This window comes from Methylotenera sp. (genome assembly GCF_029946165.1).
GTDB lineage: Bacteria > Pseudomonadota > Gammaproteobacteria > Burkholderiales > Methylophilaceae > Methylotenera.
On the sequence record NZ_JAQSDZ010000024.1, the window covers coordinates 1 to 25,210 of the forward strand.

At 42.5% G+C, this 25,210-nt stretch carries 22 protein-coding genes and 1 pseudogene; 14 read left to right on the forward strand and 9 right to left on the reverse strand.

The features are described from left to right. On the reverse strand, positions 1-558 hold a 558-nt coding region (locus tag PSV17_RS11965), incomplete at its 3' end, for a zinc ribbon domain-containing protein (RefSeq protein ID WP_300482927.1). Positions 559-718: 160 nt separating this feature from the next. On the opposite strand from PSV17_RS11965, the pseudogene PSV17_RS11970 reads away from it, so the two are divergent. Continuing rightward, a pseudogene (locus tag PSV17_RS11970) lies at positions 719-2,004 on the forward strand (MFS transporter). Here the strand turns inward: PSV17_RS11970 and PSV17_RS11975 are convergent. Both PSV17_RS11975 and PSV17_RS11980 read right to left on the reverse strand, forming a co-directional pair. After that, positions 2,005-2,286: a YkgJ family cysteine cluster protein gene (locus PSV17_RS11975; RefSeq protein ID WP_300482929.1), complete on the reverse strand. Its 282-nt coding sequence runs from the start codon at positions 2,284-2,286 to the stop codon at positions 2,005-2,007. Positions 2,287-2,300: 14 nt separating this feature from the next. Continuing rightward, a complete protein-coding gene (locus tag PSV17_RS11980) occupies positions 2,301-3,056 on the reverse strand; it encodes a molybdopterin-binding protein (protein ID WP_300482932.1) in 756 nt (251 codons plus the stop codon). A 206-nt stretch (positions 3,057-3,262) separates the two neighbouring features. Between PSV17_RS11980 and PSV17_RS11985 the strand changes: the two genes are divergently transcribed. Further along, complete coding sequence (locus PSV17_RS11985; RefSeq protein WP_300482934.1) at positions 3,263-4,438, forward strand: diguanylate cyclase; 1,176 nt, start codon at positions 3,263-3,265, stop codon at positions 4,436-4,438. An 87-nt stretch (positions 4,439-4,525) separates the two neighbouring features. On the opposite strand, the gene polA is transcribed toward PSV17_RS11985, so the two are convergent. Further along, a complete protein-coding gene (gene polA / locus PSV17_RS11990; protein WP_300482937.1) occupies positions 4,526-7,327 on the reverse strand; it encodes a DNA polymerase I in 2,802 nt (933 codons plus the stop codon). A gap of 202 nt (positions 7,328-7,529) precedes the next feature. On the opposite strand from polA, the gene PSV17_RS11995 reads away from it, so the two are divergent. The 4 genes from PSV17_RS11995 (at position 7,530) to PSV17_RS12010 (ending at position 10,531) form a co-directional block, all read left to right on the forward strand. Continuing rightward, positions 7,530-8,258, forward strand: a complete 729-nt coding sequence (locus PSV17_RS11995; protein ID WP_300482939.1) for a TIGR00730 family Rossman fold protein — start codon at positions 7,530-7,532, stop codon at positions 8,256-8,258. 79 nt (positions 8,259-8,337) lie between these two features. Then, positions 8,338-8,718, forward strand: coding sequence for a DUF2782 domain-containing protein (locus tag PSV17_RS12000; RefSeq protein WP_300482941.1), 381 nt, complete (start codon positions 8,338-8,340; stop codon positions 8,716-8,718). Between the two features lie 101 nt (positions 8,719-8,819). Further along, a complete protein-coding gene (gene thrB, locus PSV17_RS12005; protein WP_300482944.1) occupies positions 8,820-9,782 on the forward strand; it encodes a homoserine kinase in 963 nt (320 codons plus the stop codon). A gap of 11 nt (positions 9,783-9,793) precedes the next feature. Then, positions 9,794-10,531 carry a BPSS1780 family membrane protein gene (locus PSV17_RS12010; RefSeq protein WP_300482946.1) on the forward strand — a complete coding sequence of 246 codons (738 nt, stop codon included), beginning with the start codon at positions 9,794-9,796 and terminating at the stop codon, positions 10,529-10,531. Between the two features lie 51 nt (positions 10,532-10,582). On the opposite strand, the gene uvrD is transcribed toward PSV17_RS12010, so the two are convergent. Beyond that, entirely contained in the window at positions 10,583-12,781 is a 2,199-nt protein-coding gene (uvrD, locus tag PSV17_RS12015; protein ID WP_300482949.1) for a DNA helicase II, read from the reverse strand. Between the two features lie 397 nt (positions 12,782-13,178). Between uvrD and PSV17_RS12020 the strand changes: the two genes are divergently transcribed. Then, positions 13,179-13,292, forward strand: a complete 114-nt coding sequence (locus PSV17_RS12020) for an FMN-binding protein (RefSeq protein WP_300482951.1) — start codon at positions 13,179-13,181, stop codon at positions 13,290-13,292. 233 nt (positions 13,293-13,525) lie between these two features. Here the strand turns inward: PSV17_RS12020 and PSV17_RS12025 are convergent, their stop codons facing one another. The 3 genes from PSV17_RS12025 to PSV17_RS12035 form a co-directional block, all read right to left on the reverse strand. Continuing rightward, entirely contained in the window at positions 13,526-14,065 is a 540-nt protein-coding gene (locus PSV17_RS12025) for a hypothetical protein (protein WP_300482954.1), read from the reverse strand. A 249-nt stretch (positions 14,066-14,314) separates the two neighbouring features. Beyond that, entirely contained in the window at positions 14,315-15,958 is a 1,644-nt protein-coding gene (gene groL / locus PSV17_RS12030; protein WP_300482956.1) for a chaperonin GroEL, read from the reverse strand. Positions 15,959-16,011: 53 nt separating this feature from the next. Beyond that, entirely contained in the window at positions 16,012-16,299 is a 288-nt protein-coding gene (locus tag PSV17_RS12035; RefSeq protein ID WP_300482958.1) for a co-chaperone GroES, read from the reverse strand. A 266-nt stretch (positions 16,300-16,565) separates the two neighbouring features. On the opposite strand from PSV17_RS12035, the gene PSV17_RS12040 reads away from it, so the two are divergent. From PSV17_RS12040 to PSV17_RS12060, 5 genes are all read left to right on the forward strand, one after another. Beyond that, the gene (locus PSV17_RS12040; RefSeq protein ID WP_300482960.1) at positions 16,566-17,126 is read left to right on the forward strand and encodes a hypothetical protein; all 561 of its coding nucleotides are present in this window, start codon (positions 16,566-16,568) and stop codon (positions 17,124-17,126) included. 11 nt (positions 17,127-17,137) lie between these two features. After that, positions 17,138-18,196 (forward strand): aldo/keto reductase, encoded by a 1,059-nt coding sequence (locus PSV17_RS12045; protein ID WP_300482962.1) that lies wholly within the window; start codon positions 17,138-17,140, stop codon positions 18,194-18,196. 49 nt (positions 18,197-18,245) lie between these two features. Further along, a complete protein-coding gene (locus tag PSV17_RS12050) occupies positions 18,246-18,587 on the forward strand; it encodes a zinc ribbon domain-containing protein YjdM (protein ID WP_300482964.1) in 342 nt (113 codons plus the stop codon). A 165-nt stretch (positions 18,588-18,752) separates the two neighbouring features. After that, positions 18,753-19,883 carry a phospholipase A gene (locus tag PSV17_RS12055; protein ID WP_300482966.1) on the forward strand — a complete coding sequence of 377 codons (1,131 nt, stop codon included), beginning with the start codon at positions 18,753-18,755 and terminating at the stop codon, positions 19,881-19,883. A gap of 107 nt (positions 19,884-19,990) precedes the next feature. Further along, entirely contained in the window at positions 19,991-20,392 is a 402-nt protein-coding gene (locus tag PSV17_RS12060) for a DoxX family protein (protein WP_300482968.1), read from the forward strand. A gap of 13 nt (positions 20,393-20,405) precedes the next feature. Here PSV17_RS12060 and PSV17_RS12065 read toward each other — a convergent pair whose 3' ends face one another. Further along, positions 20,406-22,322, reverse strand: a complete 1,917-nt coding sequence (locus PSV17_RS12065) for a U32 family peptidase (RefSeq protein ID WP_300482970.1) — start codon at positions 22,320-22,322, stop codon at positions 20,406-20,408. Positions 22,323-22,439: 117 nt separating this feature from the next. On the opposite strand from PSV17_RS12065, the gene bioA reads away from it, so the two are divergent. Both bioA and dacB read left to right on the forward strand, forming a co-directional pair. Continuing rightward, complete coding sequence (gene bioA, locus PSV17_RS12070; protein ID WP_300482973.1) at positions 22,440-23,759, forward strand: adenosylmethionine--8-amino-7-oxononanoate transaminase; 1,320 nt, start codon at positions 22,440-22,442, stop codon at positions 23,757-23,759. Then, positions 23,756-25,159, forward strand: coding sequence for a D-alanyl-D-alanine carboxypeptidase/D-alanyl-D-alanine-endopeptidase (gene dacB, locus PSV17_RS12075; protein WP_300482976.1), 1,404 nt, complete (start codon positions 23,756-23,758; stop codon positions 25,157-25,159). Before bioA ends, dacB begins: the two co-directional genes overlap by 4 nt. The last annotated feature ends 51 nt before the right edge of the window (positions 25,160-25,210 follow it).

Sequence of the window (25,210 nt, forward strand, 5' to 3'; positions counted from 1 at the left end):
TCCTTTGAAGGTCATTGGTAAAATATCATTTACACAGATTTTTTTACAGGCTCTGTTTTTCGTCACGCGAGGCTGCGTAATATCAGCCATGGTAATGATAGGCTCCTTTACTTTTGGCTTTTGACTCCAGTAAATGCCACCTCCCATAACTGTAGCTGCAACCAATGCGCTAGTAATATACACATACTGGTTTTTAATGGCAGAGCTGGATTTTTTATTAGATGAGGAACCTGCACTGAATACGTTGGGTTTTGCATGGGGAATGCCCCTCGCTAGCATATCCTCTATTGGTTTAGGTTCATCTATACTGTTCTTTGCGATGTTGGCTTCGTTTTTAATTGCCTCGGAGGGTAGGGGAGAGACATCTGAAATGTCAGCTGTGGGATGTTCTGGCTCTCTTGGCTTCATCATTGGCGCATGCGCTTCAGTTGCAGCTGTGGCTTTATTTTTGATTATGTTATTGGTTGTTGCTGCAGTTGCTAATGAATTACCGCATAAAAAACAAAAGTTATTAATTTCTTCATTTTTGGTGCCGCATTGAGAACAAAATTTAGCCATATTGATTTCCCTTCGTTTTCCGTATATTTCCATACCAAGCGTATGAAAGTCAATTCGACAGAAAATTCAAAACTTTGTTGTTTCTAAAGTGATTAACTCACTTTCCTTGTGTTTCGCTGAATATTCTTACGAAGTACATGATAAGCGCTAAAATCCCAACATGACAGCTTACAATAAAACACCCTCCACCACGCACATTGCCTTTGCCAGCTTTATTGGCACGGCGATTGAGTTTTATGATTTCTACATTTACGCCATGGCATCAGCATTAGTGATTGGGCAAGTGTTTTTCCCTGCGAGCGACCCTGCTGCGCAAGCTTTGAACGCTTTTTTAACATTCGGAATTGCTTTTATCGCTAGGCCATTAGGTGCCGTTATTTTTGGTCATTTTGGTGACCGCGTTGGACGCAAGGCGACCTTAGCCGCTTCATTATTGGTGATGGGGTTTTCTACCTTGTTAATTGGTTGCTTGCCCGGCTACGAAACTCTAGGCACTTGGGCAGCCATCTTGCTATGTTTGTTAAGGTTTGGACAAGGTTTAGGTTTGGGTGGCGAGTGGGGCGGTGCGGCATTATTAGCCACGGAAAGCGCGCCAACAAGCAAGCGCGGCTGGTTTGGCATGTTTCCACAGCTCGGGCCATCAATCGGTTTTTTGCTGGCAACGTTAAGTTTTTTGGCTTTAACACTGTATTTATCTGATGATGCATTTAAAGCATGGGGCTGGCGCATTCCTTTTTTCGCGAGTGCTTTATTGGTGTTGGTGGGGTTATATGTGCGTTTTAAATTAGCAGAAACACCTGCATTTGCAAAAGTTTTAGCGCAACATAATACGCATAAAACCCCTGTAAGCGCTTTACTTAGTAAACATTGGCGCCCTGTATTGCTTGGCGCATTTGCCATGACCGTTTGCTATAACTTGTTTTATACCGCCACTGTATTTTGCCTAAGTTATGGCACTAAAACGCTTAATATTTCACGAGCTGATTTTTTACAAATGTTATGCATTGCCGTACTTTTTATGGCAATGATTACGCCAGTTTCAGCTGGTTTGAGTGATAAATTCGGTCGCAAACCCATATTATTGACTAGCTGTTTTTTAGCGGTGTTGGCGGGTTTCCCCTCAGCCCCTTAATGGCTAGTGGTTCAAACGTGCTTATTACCTTATTTTTATCTATCGCCTTGCTGTTAATGGGCGCAACTTTTGCACCCATGGGCGCTTTCCTGCCAGAGCAGTTTCCAGTGGCTGTGCGTTACACGGGCGCTGGTTTGTCTTACAATTTGGGTGGGATTTTAGGGGCTTCTACCGCGCCTTTTATTTCACAATTGTTGGTCGATAAAGGCGGATTAATCTGGGTGGGTTATTACGTTTCAGCGATGGCTTTAGTGAGCTTGGTGGCGGTGATGTTAATGCAGGAAACGAAGCAGGTAAATTTCAATCAGACTTAATTACATTTTACTATATCTGGTCTCCACATCTGGCTTAGTCAGGTGTTCTAAATTAGTCAGCCAAATCATGGCTTGCTCACGGGTATTGCCACACATCTCTAAACTTGGTTGCAAGCTTGCGCAAAACGCGGGGCGTTCTGGCTGACCAAAAATCATGCAGCGGTTTTCAGTATCTAATTGTACGCATCGCATGCCTGCGGCTTTGCCGTTTGGCATGCCGGGAATTGGACTATTAATAGAGGGCGCAGTGCAACAGGCGCCACAGTCTGACCTGCATTGCATTGATTGGGTTTCCCTTATATATTTTGCCAAGGATAACCCAGCGCAGTAATGCCTGATTTCAGTGCGTTCATTGCAAGTTTTACTTGCTCAGATTCACCTTTCATTCCCAACTCAGTGGTTCTGCGCTGATTGCTTTGGGGCAAGCTAAATAACTTCAGCATGGGGTATTGTGAGAGCATGTGATTCATTAAATCAATTAAGTCGCTTTCGCCAGCTTCGCTGACTAAGATTGAATCTTCAACATAATTTTGCGTGTGAAATAAATGCGAGTAGTAGGTTTCTAATACCCACTCAACCATGGGGTGAGACATTTCAGGAAAACCAGGCACAAAATAATGTTGATTAATGCCAAAACCAGCGACGCGATTAATCGGGTTAGGAATTAAATCACAACCCTTTGGAAAATCTGCCATCAGCACGCGTTTTGGATAAGCACTTTCACCATACTGCGCTTCAATTTCGGCTACTGCGCCAGTGTGGCGCTCAATGGCGACTCCCGCAGCATCTGCCGCACATTGTCTTGTAAAGTCATCTGGCGTTGCGCCTATGCCGCCAAAGCTAAACACAATTTCACCATGTGCTTTACTGCGAGCCATACTAGCTTTAAGTGAACTGGTAATTTGCTCTGGAATATCGCCTAAGTAATTTGCCCAAGCAAGCTGCAAACCTCGTACAGAAAGTAGTTCAATGACTTTAGTCAGGTGTTTATCTTGACGTTTACCAGAGAGAATTTCGTCGCCAATAATATAAATGCCAATGTTTGGGGTCATGTGTTGTGTTGATGAAAATAAATATTGCCTTATTTTATCTCTAAATTTAGTAGCTTTAATCCTTTATTTAAAGATCAATCATATGGCCTAAGATGATTGCCTATTCATTAAGTGCTTGAGTTGGTGCGCTGTATGTCACATAATATCCTCAAAGGTTTACAGGTTATTAGCATCCAGTGTTAAAGCTCTTGTAAAAACCACTAAATATGAGCCAATTTAAAACAACCATTCAGCATTCGTTATTAGAGCAGCTTTTTGCTGCTAATAGAAGAACGCTTATATCCAGCACATTCATTGCAATCTTACTTGCATATATAGAGCGCAACTCATTCCCACCGCGCTTGGTCATTACATGGCTTTCGATCATTATGGCGATTAATCTTGTTCGTTATTTGATTACCCGCCATCACCAACGTCATGCCTCTCAGGACATTAAAATCACAAGCAGGCGGTTAACGCAGTTTCGTATTAGTGTAATGACGACTGGCTTATTTTGGGGTATGACTTGCGCATTAATCTATACTTACAACGATTTGCAGCATCAAACGTTCATAATTTTTATCCTTACTGGGCTAATTTCTGCCGCTATTGTTTCATACTCAATAGATATTGTGAGTGCAGTTACTTACACTGTGCTGCTGTTAACCCCGATTTTGATACGCCTATTGTTGGAAAGAAATGAAATAACTTTCATCATGGCTATTTCTGGAATTTTGTTTCTAGTATTTATGCTGCTCAGTATTAGAAATATTAATCGTAATTTTATGGAAAATATTATGCTTCGGCATGATGCTATTGAGCGTGAAAATGAAATTAAAAAACTGGCTTTTTATGACCAACTGACCAATTTACCCAATCGTCGATTACTATTAGATCGACTTGACCACGCATTGGCTGTGAGTAGCCGTTCTGGCAGGCGAGGTGCCTTATTGTTTCTAGATTTAGACCATTTTAAACTGCTTAACGACACGCTCGGGCATGCTATGGGCGACTTGCTTTTGAAAAAAGTCGCTGAACGTTTGATGAGTTGCGTACGAGAAAGTGATACCGTTGCGCGCCTAGGAGGGGATGAGTTTGTCGTTATGCTAGAAGATTTAAGTGGAAATATAAGCGTAGCGAATGCGCAAGTAGAGAAAGTCGCAGACTTAATAATAAAGACGCTTAATATACCTTATATACTCAATACACTTGAACATAACAGTACGCCCAGCATTGGCATAGCATTTTTTGGCGAGCATGGTAGCTCGCAGGAAGAATTACTAAAACATGCAGATATTGCCATGTATCAGGCAAAAAGAGCAGGGCGAAATGTTGTGCGCCACTTTGATTTTTCAATGAAAGATGTTTTAAATCCGCCAGCTAGTCAAACTGTGATTATTTAAAATGGCTTTTATTCAATAGTAGTTGCATTAAATGTCTTCCAATTACCGTCAAGCCAGTTTGTGAAAAAGATTCACTTGCTTGCGTTATTAATGCGCACTTTCCCAATTACAGCCAACTCCAACCTCCGCCAGCAACGGAACATCCAACTTAGCCACATTCTGCATGAGTTCTGGTAGTTTCTGTTTTACCAGTTCCAGCTCATTATCTGGTACTTCTAACACCAGTTCATCGTGTACTTGCATAATGAGTTTTGATTTTAACTTTTCGCCATTTAGCATTTCAGTTTCCAACCATTTATCTACGGCAATCATTGCTAGCTTAATCAAATCAGCTGCAGTGCCTTGCATTGGCGCGTTAATAGCCGCGCGTTCGGCGCCGTTACGCCGTTGCACATTTGCGCTGTTAATTTCTGGCACCCATAATCTGCGGCCGAAGTAGGTTTCTACATAACCTTGTTGTTTGGCGATAGCGCGGGTATTGTCCATGTAGTCGCGCACGCCTGGGTAGCGGGCGAAGTAGCGTTCAATATAGCTCGCTGCGGCGCCGCGCTCTATGTTGAGATTTTGCGCTAAACCAAATGCGCTCATGCCATAAATCAATCCAAAGTTGATGACTTTGGCATAGCGGCGTTGTTCGCTGTCTACCGCGTCGCGCTCTACGCCAAAAACTTCGGCGGCGGTGTGGCGGTGAATATCTTCATTATTGGCGAAGGCGGCTAGCATGCCAGCATCTTGTGATAAATGCGCCATGATGCGCAGCTCGATTTGTGAATAATCGGCAGAGACAATATGCGAACCTTTTGGCGCGATAAAGGCTTCGCGAATACGGCGACCTTCGGCTGAGCGCACAGGAATGTTTTGCAAGTTAGGGTCTGAACTTGCCAATCTGCCCGTAATAGCCACCGCTTGGTTGTAGCTAGTATGCACTCTGCCTGTTTGCGCATTAATCATTTTTGGCAATTTGTCGGTGTAGGTGGATTTAAGTTTTGCTAAACCGCGATACTCCAATAATACTTTAGGTAGCGGATGGTCTAAAGCCAACTCTTGCAACACATCTTCATCGGTACTTGGTGCGCCTGATGGCGTTTTTTTCGTTGGTTTAATACCCAACTTATCAAACAAAATTTCTTGAAGTTGTTTAGGAGAACCTAAATTAAACGGTTGCCCAGCTAGCTCATAAGCTTGGTTTTCTAAAGCCACTAATTTCACGCCAATTTCATTGCTTTGAATATTCAGCATGTCGCGGTCAATCAATACGCCGTTGCGTTCTATGGTGAATAGAATCTGCGAGCTTGGCATTTCAATTTGGCTATAAATAAAGTCTAGCTTCGCATCTGTGCTGATTTGTGGGTACATGGCTTGGTGTAATTGCAGCGTAATGTCGGCATCTTCTGCGGCATACTCGCTAGCAACTTCTACTGTCACTTGGTTAAACGTGACTTGTTTTGCGCCTTTGCCTGCCACTTCTTCAAACGAGATGGTTTGTATGCCTAAATGACGCTCAGCTAGCGCATCCATGCCATGTGTTTTGTGCGATTCAAACACGTAAGATTCCAGCATGGTGTCATGCGCGATGCCGTTGAGCACGATGCCGTGATTAGCTAAAACGTGTTGGTCATACTTAAAGTTTTGTCCGACTTTTTTAATGGCTGGGTTTTCTAAAATAGGCTTAATATTTGCAAGCGTTTCAGCAAAATTTAATTGTTCTGGCGCGTCAAAATAATCATGTTTTAGCGGTAAATAAGCCGCGCTACCCGCTTCTACACTGAATGACATGCCTACAATTTTTGCCGTCATTGGGTCTAGCGAGGTGGTTTCGGTGTCGAAACACATCAGTTCGGCTGATTGCAGTTTTGCTAACCAAGCATCCAGTTGTTCATTGCTTAAAATAGTTTCAAAATTGCGGCTGGTGTTCGCTGTAAATTGTGTAACTGCAAACATGTCCGCAGTTTGCGTAGGCTGAATTTGTGAAGTTGGAAACTTAGCATTTGCATTGGCCGAAGGAGGAACGGGTGCATTGTCCTGCATATTTTCCAGCTCACGGCGCCAGCTTTTAAATTCAAAACGATCAAATAGTTCGGCTAGCTTGGTTTTATCGATGGCTTGCGGGGCGAGGTCGCTTAAACGCTCTTGTATACCAACGTCGCAACGAATGGTAATCAGCTCGCGTGCAGTCGGCAGCCAATCAAGCGCAGCACGTAAGTTATCGCCCACTTTGCCTGTAATTTTATCGGCGTTGGCGACGATATTATCTAAAGAGCCATATTCTTTTAGCCATTTAACCGCGGTTTTTGGTCCAACTTTATCCACGCCAGGCACATTGTCTGAGGTATCGCCAATCAGCACTAAGTAATCAACCATTAAGCTGGGCGGAATGCCGAATTTATTCTCAACACCGGCAATATCTAGCACATCGTCGGTGCGTCTAAAGGCATCGCGCATGGTGTTAACTACGGTGATATGTTCGTTTACCAACTGCGAAATATCTTTATCACCCGTGGAAATAATCGTTCTAATGCCTTCGCGCTCGGCTTGCTTTGCCAATGCGCCAATCACGTCATCGGCCTCTACGCCAGATTCCACAATCAGCGGCCAACCCATGGCCTTAATCGCTTCATGCAAGGGTTCTATTTGCAAACGTAAATCATCTGGCATGCTGGCGCGATTGGCTTTATATTCTGCATAAATATCATCGCGAAACGTTTTGCCTTTGGCATCAAAAACGCAGGCGCTATAATCACTAGGGTAATCTTTATGTAAACGGCGCAACATATTGAGTACGCCTTGTATTGCCCCTGTCGGTTCATTTTGACTATTTCGTAAGTCAGGCATAGCGTGAAAAGCACGATACAGGTAAGATGAACCGTCAACTAATAACAAAGTTTTCATATAAAATCCAAGGGTTGTCGTGATGCGTTGTTGCGCTATATTTTTACTAGATATTTTAAAGCCGTTTGCATAATAAACCATATGCGGTTCGTCATTAAAAAGTTTTGCGCCACGAGTGTGTCCGATCCGCTAAGCGCTCAATACTTTAGATTAAATATATTCAGATTAAAAACCAAGAGCTCGAAATTAAGAAAGTCAGATTATGTCGATTGCAAATAAGATTCCCAAATTAGCCGACCCAGACGTGATTGGGCAACATCAAACGGGTCATGAGTCATGGCATGCATTTGGGATTATGTCAGAGTTCGTGGATGCGACTGAACGCCTGAAAGAAATTACACCAGCGGTTTCAATTTTTGGTAGTGCGCGTACACCCATTAACCACCCTTATTACAAACTTACCGAAGAAATCGCTCGACTGCTAAGTGATACGGGTTTTAGCGTGATTTCAGGTGGTGGACCTGGCATTATGGAAGCCGCTAATAAAGGCGCATTTGCAGGGAAGTCGCCCAGCATAGGCTTGAATATTGAACTGCCTCATGAGCAAGCGGGTAATTCCTACCAAGATGTGAGCCAGAATTTCAAGCATTTTTTCATGCGTAAAGTGATGTTTGTTAAGTATGCCAGTGCTTACGTTGTTATGCCTGGCGGCTTTGGCACCTTGGATGAAGTGATGGAGGCCATTACCTTAGTGCAAACTGGTAAAAGTTTAAAGATGCCGATTATCTTAGTGGGTGAATCATTCTGGCGCGGATTGGTGGACTGGATTAAAACGACCTTGATTGAAGAAAGAATGATTTCACCTGAAGACCTAGATTTGATTCAAGTGATTGATGAACCAAAAGCGGTTGTTGAGGCGATATTCAAGCATTACGAAACACGTGGATTTAAATTGTCAGCGGAAGAAGAACTTGTGCAGCTTTATTTATAGTAAATACGTTATTTTGACGAGTAATTTGCTAAAATCTGTAAATCAGGTTTCGATTCATTTTAAAGAATAGGTGTAGGCCATGCGTAAGATATCTAAAAGTATTATCTGGAAAAATATAGCGTTTCTGCTCGCATTTGGTGTGTTGCAATTGCCGACCATAGCTGTTGCGGAAACTCCAAAAGCCCCAACGCCACCAGCAGATTTACAGCCTTTAGAAGATATTCCTCCTCCTGCCATTACTAATGAAGATAACGCCGACGAGCCACAAGTCACTATCATTAAGAAAAAAGGTGAGACGATTGAGGAGTATCGCATTAATGGCCAGCTTTACATGATGAAAATAACGCCAGCACATGGCGTACCTTATTACATGCATAAAGAAGACCAAAATGGTGGTTGGGTGAATGACGGCCCAAGTCAGCCAATTAGTATTCCTAAATGGACGATTTTTAGGTTTTAACGCAATCTACATTAAATAAATTAAAGAGGGTATATAGCCCTCTTTAATTTATTTAGCGCTCATTTTTTCAGCTACCTATATATTTTATAACACTCTAATCTATGTCAGTATTTACCTCAGTCAGCATTCCACAATTGCAAGTTTGGCTACAAGATTACGCGATAGGCGAACTTGTAGCGCTAAAAGGTATTTCGTCTGGCATTACTAATACCAATTATTTTGTGACCACTCAAAATAATTGGAGCCTAACTAAGTACGTGCTGACTTTGTTTGAGCACAACACTTTAGAGGAACTGCCGTATTTTATAGATTTGATGAGTCATCTTGCGGCACACGGAATTCCTTGCCCTAAACCAATTGCAGACAAATCTGGCGCAAGTTTGCACATGCTAAATGGCAAACCTGCCGCGTTAATTAGTTGTTTGAATGGGCAAGATATTGAAGCGCCAAATGTGCTGCAATGTGCAGCTGTTGGTTCGGTATTGGCGAAAATGCATATTGCTGGGCAATCTTTTGAAGCGGAGTTTCCGCAACACGATAGTCATAATCAGCGTGGCTTAGATTGGCGTGTTAAAACTGCTGCCCAAGTGTTGCCACATTTACCAACGGCTGATCAGCAGTTATTAAATGAGACTTTAGCGTTTCAAGCTGAATTTGATACTACACAGTTGCCAATGGGTGTGATTCATGCAGATTTGTTCCGTGATAATGTGTTGTTCGACGGTAATGAAATCGGTGGGCTGATTGATTTTTATTATGCCTGCCACGATGTGCTGGCTTACGATTTGGCGATTGCGGTGAATGATTGGTGCGTAAATGCCGATGGTAGTTTAGACGCGCCTAGATTAGAGGCTATGCTCAACGCATATCAAGCAGTTAGACCATTCACCTCAGCCGAGCAAGCCGCATGGCCCGCTTTATTGCGGATTGCTGCTTTACGTTTTTGGTTATCGCGCTTGTATGATCAAATCTATCCGCAAGCGGGCGAGTTGACGCATGCAAAAGACCCTCAGCATTTTCAAAGAATTCTGAAGTTGCGCACGAATTTAGCTGAGTCAATTTAGAGGTAAATATCATGACAGAAAACTTAATCAACCCAACTTTAGAAAGCCGACAAGTTCCTGCAGGGAATGGTTGGGCTTGGATTGTGAGCGGCTTTAATTTATTTAAAGCTAACCCGGTGATGTGGATTGTGATTTTGCTGATTTATTTAGCGATTATTATCCCCATTTCATTCATACCCATCATTGGCTCTATAGCCACGACATTATTAGCGCCTGTGTTTGCGGCGGGCATGATGTGGGGCTGCAAAGCGCTCGTGTTAAAACAAGATTTAGAAATCAATCATTTATTTGAAGGTTTTAAAAAAAATACCGCCCAACTCATTTCAGTAGGTGGTATTTATATGCTGAGCCTCCTAGGGATTATGGTGATGGTGGTTTTGACACTTGATAAAGACACCATTGAGCTATTAATGAAAGGTCAGGAGGTTAGCCCAGAGCAAGCTAATGCAATGATGCTGCCCATGTTAATCGCGATGCTTTTTATACTGCCGATATTAATGGCTTATTGGTATGCGCCAGTGCTAATCGGCCTACATAACCTCACAGTGTTGGAAGCAATGAAGTTAAGTTTTATGGCATGTTTAAAAAACATGCTACCGTTTTTGATATACGGTTTGATTTTTATGGTGATAATAATCGTTGCGATCATACCAGTTGGCTTAGGCTTAATCGTTGCTGTGCCAGTAATGATGACTAGTTTGTATACGAGTTACGTGGATGTTTTTAACATAACAGAAACCACTGATTAAAACACGTCATTCTAATTAAATGACGTGTTAACTTGTTGCTCAATAAGCTTGCTAAATAGGCGTGAGCTTAGCAAACTCCAGCGCTAACCATTTTAAACCTTCACGACCAAAATTTACCTGCACGCGCATGTCGTTAGCATTGCCTTCATAGCTGACCACGACACCATTTCCAAACTTAGTATGGGCAACTTGCTGGCCAATTTTCCACGGCATGGCATTTTTCTGGTTACTGCTTTGTTGTTTGCTCATCATGGCTGGTAGTTCGCTGTAATCACGATTGCTACCAGACCTCGCGGCAGGTTTGCTGTTTAAACGCTTTAGTAACTCTTCAGGAATTTCATCGAGAAAGCGCGATGGAATACCGTAGCGTACTTTGCCATGCAGCATACGACTTTGCGCGTGGCTTAAGTACAGTCGCTGTCTAGCGCGGGTGACTGCAACATACATTAAGCGGCGTTCTTCTTCTAAGCCGGCATTTTCAAACAAGCTTTGCTCATGCGGACATAAGCCTTCTTCTAAACCACTTATAAATACAGCTTTAAACTCTAAGCCTTTGGATGCGTGAACCGTCATCAATTGCAATGCTTCGCGTCCAACGTCGGCTTGGTGCTCGCCGGCTTCTAAGCTGGCGTGACTTAAAAATTGTGTGAGTAAATCTTGTTCTGTTTCACCATCCACATTGTTATGGTTGCCAAAATCTTTGTTGGTAAACGAAACGGCCGCTGTCACCAACTCTTTCAAGTTTTCTATTCGGTCTTCACCTTCTTTGTCATTTTCATAATGAGCAGTTAAGCCTGACATGGTAATCGCTAATTCAGTTAGCTCGCGCAGGCTAATACCGTAAGCATGATCTACCATTTGCCTAATCAAGGCGACAAAGCCTTCAATGCCTTTAGCGCCAAGCTTACCGTTACCGACTTTATTAATAGCCGCTTGCCAGATGCTGCAGTTTTCCGCGCGAGCCACTTCTTGTAACTGCTCAAGGCTACGCGCACCGATACCGCGTGTTGGGAAGTTAATGACGCGCAATAATGCCGTGTCATCGTTGGCATTGGCAATTAAGCGCATATAAGCAAGCGCATGTTTAATTTCAGCGCGTTCAAAAAAGCGTAAGCCACCATATACGCGATAAGGCAAATTGGCGTTAAACAGCGCTTGTTCCAAGATGCGCGATTGAGCATTCGAGCGATAGAGCAGGGCGATTTCGCCTAAAGACGTGCCTTCACAATGCAGCATTTTAATTTCATCAACGATGAATTGCGCTTCGTCGGTATCGTTATAAGCATCGTACACGCGTACAGGTTCGCCCGCGCCTGCGCTAGTCCATAGATTTTTACCTAGGCGGTTGTTGTTGTGCGAGATAATCGCATTGGCAGCATCTAGAATATTGCTGTGAGAGCGATAGTTTTCTTCTAGCTTCACTACATTCTGCACTTTGAAATCTTTTTCAAAATCGCGCATATTGCCCACGCGTGCGCCTCGAAAACCATAGATGGATTGGTCATCGTCGCCCACCGCGAACATGCAGTTGTCTTCACCTGCTAGCAGTTTCAGCCACAAATATTGCAAGCGATTGGTATCTTGAAACTCGTCGACCAATATATATTTAAAGCGGCTTTGGTAATGCCCACGGATATTCGCATCACGTTCCAGTAGTTCATAGCAACGCAATAAAAGCTCTGCAAAATCAGCGACGCCATCGCGTTGGCATTGCTTGTCGTACTCATCAAAAATCTCGCGCATCTTTGTGGAATGCGGATCGTAGGCTTCTACCGCATGGGCGCGTAAGCCTTCATCTTTGCAGCCATTGATAAAGTTTTGTACTTGCTTAGGTGGAAACTTTTCATCATCCACATTCATGAGCTTCATCAAGCGTTTAATTACAGATAGCTGATCGGCAATATCTAAAATCTGAAAGCTCGCAGGCAAGCCAGCCTCGCGATGGTGCGCGCGCAATAAGCGATTACAAAGCCCGTGGAATGTCCCGACCCACATCCCGCGTGTGTTAATTGGCAATGATGCCGTAATGCGCGTGAGCATTTCTTTAGCAGCTTTATTGGTAAATGTAACAGCTAATAAACCAGTAGGCGAAACTTGCCCAGTCTGTATCAACCATGCGATGCGTGCTGTAAGAACGCGCGTTTTTCCGCTGCCCGCGCCTGCTAAAATTAGCGCAGATTGTTGCGGTAAGGTGACAGCTTCTAGTTGTTTATTATTAAGGCCAGAGAGTAATGTAGATTCGGTTTCCATGGCGATATTATCGCATGGGATCAATTAAAATTTGGCAAGTAATCTGCCTGCAGCGTGATACAAATTGTTACAAATAAAGCAGAACTAAGCTAATTCAGGCTAGTCTGACTTTGCATGATAGCTAGATTAAGTTTTAGCTATCTTTCCGCTACTTTCCTCCCTGAGCGGAAGCCTTAGACAATAAGGCATTTGGCCCCAACTCTAACCCCTTTGAGTTGGGGTTTTTTTTGGTTCGCGCAATCACAAACAAAAAGCCGGTTTGAGATGATGCTTAAATTAAAGTTTGGACTGTGGGTGCAAACTTCTGGCCACACAATTCCTGTATTAAGTAAATTAAATCAGACAAAGGTGCTCGACTATAGAAAGTCGCGGCGGAGAAGTAAGTCACTCTCATTTCTTGAAGCAATATCACGGCGCGGATTTGCAAAAAGACTATCAGCTAGATAAAAATATGGATGGAATTTCTGGTGCGACCTTGTCTGTACGTGCCATGGGAAAAATGGTCAGGTGAGCCTTGTATTTTGACCATATCAGCCGCTTAGAACCTGCTCAAATGGGTTATCATTAATTCAAACGTAGCGTATTGCACCATCAATTGGATGTACGGTAAGATAAAAAATCTAAAGTTACATCCCTCTAATTACTGGATTATCGTCTTAAGGTAGTTCAGCACCAACCTCCAGCCTAAGCTAAGCTTGCTAATAGCTTACTTGAGTTCATTTTTGTAGTTGCCCAACATTTGAATCAAGGGGCGCCATTGGACGTCCTTGAATGAGGGGTTAGGTGTAACAAGCCGAGCGATTTGTAAAACTCATAAATGTTAATTCTTTTTTCTTCTGCTCTTTTATAGTTGGTAATGACTTCATCGCCTTCTACTTTTAATGCATAATCGCCGCACCAGCTGATACCACCGTCATTATTAATTGAGAGTATCCATTCAGTACCAACAGGAAAATCAGATGCGCGTTTCCAAAGGTAAAACCCTCCGGTACGTATTGCAATTATTGGGCGATTAAACTCTCCTTTTAAAACATTTTTAACTTCAATTTGTATAGGTGAATACTCTTGGCCATATAAAAGATCGGTTCGAAGTTCAGGAGGGCTTTGTGGTGACGAAAAGTATAAGTAGCCCATAACTTTCCCATGAATTACATACTTAGTGTATACATCATCATATGCTTGTGTGAATGAGAAGAGCTCTCCACAAGACCCTGCACCTGCATAAGTGGAAAAAGAAAAGATACTGGTTAAAATAAATACAATGATTGATATATTCTTGTGCACAGTATTTAAACCTAAGGTAAATTATTCATCCTAAACGACGTTTTATATTACGTCAAATTATTCAGGCAACAAAAAGCCCCGCAATTGCGAGGCTTTTTAACAATACTTAAGTTGTATTGAAAACCGTAGCGAGCGATGAGAGATGGTATGCGCACGGAACGCAAAAACCGGAATATACATTCAGTACATGAGGATTTTGAGTACCGCGCAAGTGCCAGCTATCGAGCGCAGTAGGTTTGCAATATGACTTTACATCATACCGCCCATGCCGCCCATACCACCCATATCACCACCACCCATCGCTGGGCCGTCGTCTTTAGGTAGTTCAGCAATCATGCAATCAGTCGTTAACATTAAGCCAGCTACTGAAGCTGCATTTTGCAATGCAGAACGTGTTACTTTAGTTGGGTCTAAGATACCCATTTCAATCATATCGCCGTATGTTTCGTTAGCAGCGTTGTAACCATAGTTGCCTTTACCTGCTGCAACATTGTTTACCACTACTGATGGCTCAACACCTGCGTTTTGAGTGATTTGGCGTAATGGCTCTTCAACTGCGCGCAATACGATTTTGATACCAGCATCTTGGTCTAAGTTATCGCCTTTAACCAAAGCAATTGCAGCACGTGCGCGAATCAATGCAACACCACCACCAGCAACAATACCTTCTTCAACCGCTGCACGTGTTGCGTGTAATGCATCTTCAACGCGGGCTTTTTTCTCTTTCATTTCGATTTCAGTAGTAGCGCCAACTTTAATCACTGCAACACCGCCAGCTAATTTAGCAACGCGTTCTTGTAGTTTTTCACGATCGTAATCGCTTGAAGCTTCGTCGATTTGTGTTTTGATTTGAGTGATACGTGCTTTGATGTTAGCTTCATTACCAGCGCCATCAATAATGATTGTGTTTTCTTTACCCACTTCAATACGTTTAGCTTGACCTAAATTCTCAAGCGTTACGTTTTCAAGTTTCAAACCAACTTCTTCAGCAATCACTGTACCGCCAGTTAACATAGCAATATCTTCCAACATTGCTTTACGACGATCACCGAAACCAGGCGCTTTAACAGCAGTTGTTTTCAAGATACCGCGGATGTTGTTCACAACCAATGTTGCTAGTGCTTCACCGTCAACATCTTCAGCAATAATCAATAATGGACGACCAGATTTAGCTACTTGCTCTAAAGTTGGTAATAAATCACGGATGTTTGAGATTTTTTTGTCGTGTAGCAATACGAATGGATTATCTAACAACGCAATTTGACGCTCTTGGTTGTTAATGAAGTATGGTGACAAGTAGCCACGGTCAAACTGCATACCTTCAACTACGTCTAATTCGCTCTCTAAGCCAGAACCGTCTTCAACAGTAATTACGCCTTCTTTACCTACTTTGTCCATTGCATCAGCAATGATTTTACCGATAGTTTCATCAGAGTTTGCTGAGATAGAACCAACTTGCGCGATTTCTTTGCTAGTTGTACATGGTTTTGATTGAGCTTTAAGGTCTGCAATTGCAGCAGCAACGGCTTTATCAATACCACGTTTTAAATCCATTGGGTTCATACCAGCAGCAACAGATTTCATACCTTCACGAATAATCGCTTGAGCCAAAACTGTAGCTGTTGTTGTACCGTCACCAGCGATGTCAGAAGTTTTTGAAGCTACTTCTTTTACCATTTGTGCGCCCATGTTTTCGAATTTGTCTTTTAATTCGATTTCTTTAGCGACTGAAACACCATCTTTAGTAATGGTAGGAGCGCCATATGAGCGCTCTAATACTACGTTACGGCCTTTAGGGCCTAAAGTTACTTTAACTGCGTTAGCTAAAATGTTCACGCCGTTTGTCATTTTTTGGCGAACTTCGTCACCAAATCTTACGTCTTTTGCTGCCATGTTAAATCTCCTGAAATTCTATATGTGTTAATTGATTGAATTGAATAATCGAATTATTCAACAATCGCCATAATGTCTTCTTCACGCATGACCAATAGCTCTTCGCCATCAACTTTTACAGTTTGGCCAGCGTATTTACCGAACAACACTTTATCGCCGACTTTAACGTCTAAAGCGATTACTTTACCGCTGTCATCACGTTTGCCAGAACCAATGGCTTGCACCACACCTTGATCAGGTTTTTCTGTAGCACTATCAGGAATTACAATGCCAGAAGCGGTTGTACGTTCTTCTTCTGAGCGTTTAACAATGACGCGATCGTGTAAAGGACGAATTTTCATAAGGTTCTCCAAAAATTAAATAACTAAAATAAACTCCACAACGGATGTATTAAGTTGTGAATAAAACTAAATGTTGTTAACACTAAAATATATTGCACATGGCTTGCGCACCATGCAAAGCGAGTGCGATTTTAGCACTCAAACCATGAGAGTGCTAGTTGGTGTGTTGTTTATTGGGTTGGATTGATGAATTTCAAGATTAAAGATAGAAAAATTGTGATAAAAACCTTATGCTGTAGCCTGTATTTAATATTTAAAGTAGGCAAATGTCACAAAACGAATCTGCGATTGAGCAAATTAACTTAGGTCTTAATGAGCAAGAAGATAGACTCTTACTGAAAGTAGGTCTTGCAGATAAAACCGAGGTGGCAGTTTGGATTACGCGCCGCGTGTGCAAAAGTATGTGGAATTTACTTAACGGCGTGGCGAATACTAATATGCCAACGGCTCCACAATTTTCACTATCAGCCATCTCAACGCCTGAAGCTAAGCAAGAGGCGCTCGATAGCTTTTCGCGCGAAGCCACTGAGCTGAAAGAAATCGAGCATCTAGATTTCAAGTCTGAATATCTTGTCGACCGTGAATCACGCTCGGAAGCGCCCATGCTAGCTGTTCAATGCTTAATTATCGGCGTAGTTAACTCGCCGCCTCAATTAGATTTGCAGTGCAGCAATGGACAATCCGTTAAAATCGCACTTACTCCGCAACTGGTACATGCGGTCACCAATATGATGCAGTTAGCCACTCGCGAGGCTGGCTGGGATTTATTGATGAACGTCGATAATCGAGAAGTTAGCATTATTTCATCGCACCAAACGGTGCATTAGGCATATTAACCATGCAATATCGTCAATTAGGAAATTCAAATCTCAAAGTATCCGCAGTTTGTTTGGGCACCATGACTTATGGCGACCAAAACACGCAAGCGGAAGCGCATGAGCAGTTGGATTATGCTTTAGCACAGGGCGTTAATTTTATTGATACGGCTGAGATGTATCCAGTACCGCCTAAAGCAGAAACTTATACGCGCACAGAAACCATGATTGGTCATTGGCTTAAAAACCAAGCGCGCGATAAGATTATTTTAGGTAGCAAAGTCGCAGGGCGTAATCGTGGACTTAGCTGGATTCGTAATGGCGATGAATCTCTTACCAAAGCGAATATTCGCAGCGCTATTCATGATTCTTTAAAGCGTTTGCAGACAGATTATATTGACCTTTATCAGTTGCATTGGCCAGAACGTAATGTGCCCATATTTGGGCAATATCAGTTTGACCCTAAATTAGAGTTGGATGCGCAAAGTAATCAAAAAGACTGGGTGAGCATCCATACGCAATTAGAAACGCTGGCAGAGTTAATCGCAGAGGGAAAAGTACGCGCGATTGGGCTTTCCAATGAACAGCCGTGGGGCATCATGGAGTTTCTACGTATCAGCAAAGAATACAATTTGCCACGTGTGGCCACTTTGCAGAATAGCTATCATTTAATGAATCGCACGATTGATTTTGGCATTAGCGAAATTTTGTATCGTGAAAATGTTAGTTTACTGGCATATTCGCCACTGGCTTTTGGACATTTAACTGGTAAATATATTGATGACCCGCAAGCTAAAGGTCGGGTCACTATGTTTTTGGGCTATGCGCAACGTTATAATAAACCGAATGTTGCCGCCGCCAGCGCCGCTTATGCCAAATTAGCACGAGAAAACGGCTTAACGCCAACGCAATTGGCTTTGAGTTTTGTAATGCACCGCTGGAGCGTCACCAGCACTATTGTTGGCGCAACCAACATGGCACAGTTGCAGGAAAACATAGCTGCTTGGAATACAACATTATCCTCAGAGGTATTGCAAGAGATTGATAAGTTGCATCTTGAAATGACGAATCCAGCCCCTTAAAATTTGCATTAAGTAAGATTTTTCAAAATTTAATAGAAAGAAAAGTACTATGAGCGCTTTACCAGCTTGTCCAAAATGTAATTCAGAATACACCTATGAAGATGGCGATAATTACGTTTGCCCAGAATGTGCGCACGAGTGGAGCAAAACCGCTAGTGCAGATGCTGAGGAGGGCACAAAGGTTATTCGTGATTCAAACGGTAACGTACTGCAAGATGGCGATACCATCACTGTGATTAAAGATTTGAAAGTAAAAGGTTCATCATTAGTGGTTAAAGTAGGAACCAAAGTCAAAAACATCCGTCTGGTAGATGGCGACCATGACATTGATTGCAAAATTGATGGAATCGGTGCAATGAAGCTGAAGTCAGAGTTCGTTAAAAAAGCCTAAGCGAGCGAGCTTTACTTGTGAAATCTAGGTGGAAGTAATTTCCTGTATTAACAATGCATTAACAGAGTTTTTTTATTCTCTTAGCTATTCAATAATAAATAACGCCCCAACTTATTAATAAAAATGGATAACTAAAATGAAGAACTCTAAAATGGAAAACTTAAGATGAGCAATTTTAAAGTTAAAACGATGCGAGCGCTGCTCTTAGTATTATGGATGCCGACAGCATTACTTGCACAAGAAACCGTGACGGTTGAGCAGGCTTTAATCAAGTGTAAAAAACTTTACCCTAACGATTTTGAGTCAAAAAAACGTTTGTCATGTTTTGATAGTATTAATACCCCTCAAGAGTTTTTAGAAGAAGTGGCTACTACGCAAGTCAATAGCCCAGAGCCAGAAGGCTCAATACAAATAACTCAGGCTCAAAGCCCGACTATCGCCATCGTGAAACCAAGTTCTAAGCTAAGTTATCTAGAAAGAAAGTGGCGTTTAACATCCCAGGGTGACTGGAGTGTAAGTGACTTTGAAACTTATAAATCTAATTACTTATTAGTCACCAGAACTAATAACGCGAATGATGCGCCTCAATCACCAAGTCAATTGAATAGCGTAGATAGAAACTTAGATAGCAAAGACTTGAAATTTCAGATTAGTCTAAAAACTGAAATGATGAGCAACATACCACTTATTCGTGATTTACCTTATGTCACGAGTTCGAGAATTTGGGCGGCTTATACACAGCAATCTAATTGGCAATTGTTTGATTCAGAAGCATCAAGACCGTTGCGAGAGAATAATTATGAACCTGAAATCATGTTATCTTTAGGCATAGATAATGAGGTGAACGGAGAGAAGAAGCGCTATATACCAAGAATGCTAAATTTAGGTTTGGTGCACCAATCAAACGGGCGCTCTAATCCCATTTCTAGAAGTTGGAATCGTGTATATCTAGAGGGCGGTTGGGAGTTGACGGATCGTGTTTCGCTAATGGTGCGACCTTGGTGGCGAACCCCTGAGAGCAATGATGATAATCCAGATATTGAAAAGTACCTAGGTTATGGCGATATGTCGATCAGGTGGGAAGATGAAGTTCGTAAAAATGCGGCAACTTTGACGCTTAGAAATAATCTGCGCGACGATAATAAAGGCTATGCGCAACTAGATTTGCAAAGACAAGTGTTTAATAACCCTTATTTAAAGCTGCATCTCATGGCGTCAACGGGCTATGGTGCAAGCTTGCTGGATTATAACCATGACCAAACTATTTTAGGTATTGGTATTTCACTGGGCGAGTAATTCAGTAGCCAAGATAGAATATATTAGAAATATTTTTATAATACTTTGGTATAAATGCTAAGTTTAAAGTTATATTTTTTACGTTCTGTCTACTAAGGAAGGTTTATATGTTTAATAGTCAATTTTGCAGTAAATGGGCGCCTTATATTTTAGGCATACTTCGTATTATTACTGGTTTTCTTTTTCTACAACATGGTTCTGCAAAACTACTAGGTATGCCACATATTGCCATGTTTGACGGTTTACAGCTCGTGTCTTTAATGGGACTTGCTGGCGTGCTTGAGTTGGTTGGCGGTACCTTGGTGATGATTGGTTTATTTACCCGACCAGCCGCTTTTATTTTATCTGGACAAATGGCCGTGGCTTACTTTATGGCACATGCACCAGGTGGATTCTTACCCATCTTAAATCAGGGCGAGCTAGCGGTTATGTTTAGCTTTGTATTCTTGTATTTCAGTGCCGCAGGCTCGGGTGCATTCAGTTTAGATTCGATGCTCAAAAAATCTTAAATACAATGTGCCATTAAGGCCTTTTTGCGTGAAACATCATCGTCTGCGGTGGGCCCATTTTTATTACAGGTTTACGAATGCTGCCCATTACGTGCATTTCACAGGGTTTGCAATCAAATTTAAGTGTGAATCTATCGTTGCCGTTGATGAGTGTCATAGGTTCTGCCGTAACGGTGCCTTGTACGCCAATTACACCTTTAGCTTCTTTTGGGCAAAGGCCGTGACTAAAGCGCAAGCAATGCTTGGTAATCATGAGCGGCACTTCGCCTAGTTCTTTGTTCGCTTCATAGGCTGAAGCAATGAGTTTTACGCCGTGCTTCTCGTAAAAAGTGCGCGCTTTTTGATTGTAAACATTAGCCAAATAACTGAGCGTATCTTCTGGAAAAATAGCCGCGGGCACAGCGGCTGGCTTAAGTGCTGGGCGCAGATAAGCGGCTTGTCGCACCTTCTGCAATTGCTCAATGGCATCGCGTCGTAAATTGTTCACCACAGATGCTGGTACAAACCAAGCTTGCGTGGTCTGAATATAGATTTCTTCCGCAGTAAAATCGGTATTACCAAGTTTGCTCAAATTATCACGTAAGCTGGCTTCAGCCTTTTCACTATTATCGGCGCGTTGCTTGTCTGCCAAGGTTTGCACAGTTACGCTCAAGCCTGTTTCATCTGTCAAACTTAATGCAAAACCATCAGGGGTTTCAGCAAATATCAGTTGAAGCGCAATTTTTCGTGTAGCTGAATCTTTTTCTAGTAAGCGCATAAAGGCATGGTCGCGGTTGCGGTACACAGTTGTATTGTTTCTAATATCGACAGGCATTTCGTTAGGATATAACTTTTTGCCATCTACCGTATTCACACGTAAGCCGACTAACTCTTTATGCACATCAAAAAAGCACACGCCATCGCCATTGTGCAATTGCGTTTCTGTTTCAACCTCAAAAAAGTCTTTACCGACTTTGCTTACTTTGCCTAAAATTTCGCCCGAAAATTTTGGCGTATCAAATGCGCCAATATCGCCTTTGCGACCGTTCACAAAGTAATCCGTCGCGCTACGGTTAAAGGTTTTTTCAGGTTGTGGGGTGAATGTGTAAGTAGCGCTGCCAGTAGATGATTTTGCGAGCTCTGGCGATTCGTTAAGGATTTCATCCAGCATCAATCGGTAATGCGCAGTGGCGTTTTTTACGTAAGGTAAATCTTTATAACGACCCTCAATCTTAAATGAGCTAACGCCAGCATCAATTAAGGCGCGCAGGTTGGCACTTTGGTCATTATCTTTCATCGAAAGGTAATGTTTATCTTTACCGATAATGCGACCTTTTTGGTCTTCCAGCGTAAAAGGCAAACGACACTCTTGCGAGCATTCGCCGCGGTTAGCACTGCGTCCAGTATGTGCGTGGCTAATAAAGCACTGTCCGCTAAACGCCACACAAAGCGCGCCGTGAATAAAAAACTCTAAGTTGCAACTGGTCGCATCGGCAATTTGTCTGATAGTACGTAAATCTAACTCACGTGCTAATACAATTTGTGAAAAGCCAACTTGGTCTAAAAACACGGCTTTTTCAACGGTGCGAATATCGGTTTGCGTACTGGCGTGAAGTTGAATCGGCGGTAAATCCATTTCCAACAAACCCATGTCTTGCACAATTAGCGCATCCACTTCAGCATCATAAAGCTGTTGAACTAGCGCCCGTGCGCCAGCAAGTTCATTATCATGAAAAATGGTATTCAACGCTACAAACACCTCAGCATTAAAACGATGTGCATGTTTCACCAAGCGCGCAATATCTCCTACCGTATTAGGCGCTTTTGCACGCGCGCCAAAAGCAGGGCCGCCAATATAAACCGCATCCGCACCATGATTAATGGCTTCAATGCCAAAGTCTGCATTGCGTGCAGGAGCGAGTAGTTCAAGATGGCGGCGAGTTTTTAGCATGGCATGAAAGCAATGAGATAAGCGAATACCGAATTTTAGACGAAACAGCTTTGAATGACGACATTTGATTTAGACATTTCGAATCTATCTATATGAAAAACATCGTACAATTCTGACATGAACAATCAAACTCTATTGAACAGAAGCCTTAAATCCGTTTGGCATCCTTGCACGCAGATGAAGCAACATGAAACCTATCCGCTTATTCCAATTGCGCGGGGTGATGGCGTGTGGTTATACGATGCAGATGGGAAACGTTATTTAGACACGGTTAGTTCATGGTGGGTGAATTTGTTTGGGCATAACAACCCTCGAATCAAGGATGCGATTAAACAGCAACTTGATACGCTTGAACATATAATGCTGGCGGGTTTTACGCATGAACCTGTAGTAGAGCTGTCTGAGAAGCTCGCTAAGTTAACGGGTTTGGGTCATGCTTTTTATGGCAGTGACGGTGCGAGCGCCACTGAAATTGCGTTAAAGATGAGTTTTCATTATTGGCGTAACACTGACAAGCCAAATAAAACCAAGTTTATCAGCTTGCAAAATAGCTATCACGGCGAGACACTGGGCGCTTTATCAGTCACGGACGTGGCGATTTTCAAAGATACTTACGCGCCACTGTTAATGCAATCTGCCCAAATGCCAAGCCCTGATTTTAGGTTAGCAGAAGCAGGGGAGGATGCAGAAGCTTTCGCCTTGCGTTGCGCGCAAGCTTTAGAAAACCATGTCGCGGCGCATCATGCCGATTTAGCCGCTTTTATTATTGAGCCTTTGATTCAATGTGCCGCTGGAATGGGCATGTATCATCCGACTTATTTGCGCCGCGTGCGTGAAATATGTAATGAGTATGAAGTACATTTAATTGCCGATGAAATTGCGGTGGGCTTCGGTAGAACTGGGACAATGTTTGCTTGTGAGCAAGCTAATATCACACCAGATTTTATATGTTTATCCAAAGGTATTACGGGTGGATACTTGCCTTTATCTGCCGTACTCACCACGGATAAAGTCTATCAAGCCTTTTATGACAACAGCACCGTGCGTGGCTTTTTACATAGTCATAGTTACACAGGCAATCCGCTTGCATGTAGTGCTGCGTTGGCGACTTTGGCGATATTTGAAACAGATAATGTTTTACAAAGTAACCAAGAAAAATCTAAGTTGATACAAGCTAAGATGCAAGTGCTTACTGACCTGCCAATTAAGCATTTACGTACGCCAGGCGTACAAAATACTGGCATGATATTCGCGTTTGATGTTGATACGCAAAATGCGCAGTTCGCTAAACAATGCTATCAAGTTGCCGTGTCACATGAGTTACTTCTACGCCCAATCGGAAATACGGTTTATTGGATGCCGCCTTATACTATTAGCGAAGATGAAATTGATTTTATGGTGAACACGACACACCAAGTTATTAGCAGCATTTTATGAAAAAACTATTCGTATTTTTAGTCTTAACGTTGGTGGGATTTCAAGCCCAAGCAGAGTTGCCAGCAACGGTTGTTACGGCATTAAAAAAAGCAGGGATTCCTCAACAAAATGTAGCAATTTATGTTCAGGCTGTAGAAAGTAACGACGCAACACTTAGCCATAATGCCGATAAAAGTATGAATCCCGCTTCGGTCATGAAGTTGGTCACTACTAATGCTGCACTTGATTTATTAACGCCCGCTTACCGTTGGAAAACGGAAGTGTATCGCGATGGCGAAGTGGTTAACGGTGTGCTTATGGGTAATTTAATTATTAAAGGTTATGGCGATCCTAGTTTTAAAGCGCAAGACTTTTGGCGCATGTTAATGAGTGTGCAACAAGCTGGTATTAAAGAAATTAAAGGCGATTTAATTATTGATAAAAGTTATTTTGCTAAAGATGTGGCCAACAAAAAAGCATTTGATGACGAAACTTGGCGAGCCTATAACGCTGAACCCAGCGCCTTTTTAGTGAATGGTCGTAACACTAGTTTTAAGTTTATCGCGACCGACACTGGCATGAGTATTAACCAAGAGTTTGAGTTAAACGACATTCAAGTTGTGAATAATATGCAGCTTGCGCAAGGAGCTTGTGGAGACTGGCGCAGCAGATTTGGCTATGAGATTAAGCCTAATGCAAGTGGTGCAATAGTGATTTTCAGTGGGACATTTTCACCAGATTGTGGTGAACGATATTTGGAACTGAGTGTATTTGATGACGAAAAATATGCTTTTTATACTTTCAAAAAACTGTGGCGAGAGTTAGGCGGAAGTTTTACTGGTCAGCTAAAAATTCAAGAAATACCAAGTGCTGTGGTAAAGGTGCTGGAGCAACTCTCCGATCCATTAGCTTATGTGGTACGTGACATTAACAAATGGAGCAACAACATAATGGCGCGTCAGTTATTGTTAACATTGGCAGCCGAGCGTACGGGAACTCCCGCGAATGAACAAAATGGCGCTACCGTGATTAATACATGGCTTTCTGACAAAGGCTTGAGGTTAGATGAATTGGTCATAGAAAACGGCTCAGGGCTGTCGCGTATTGAGCGCATTAGCGCAGAGCATCTCGGAAAAATGTTGGTAAGTGCTCACAATAGCCCTGTGATGCCAGAGTTCATCGCGTCGCTACCGATACTGGCGCTCGATGGTACGGTAAAAAAGCGTCTTAATGAAAGCGCGTCAAATGGTAGAGCGCATCTTAAAACTGGTTCTATAGATGGGGTGAGCTCAATCGCAGGTTATGTATTAGATGCCAACAATCATCGTCATGTGTTAGTAATGCTGGTCAACCACCCCAAAGCATCAGCAAGTAGAAATGCGCAAGATTCCTTGATTGAATGGGTGCATCAGCAGCCTTAATGCATGAACTTAGTTAAGTTTGCGGTATCATATCTCTAAGTTTATTTAAGC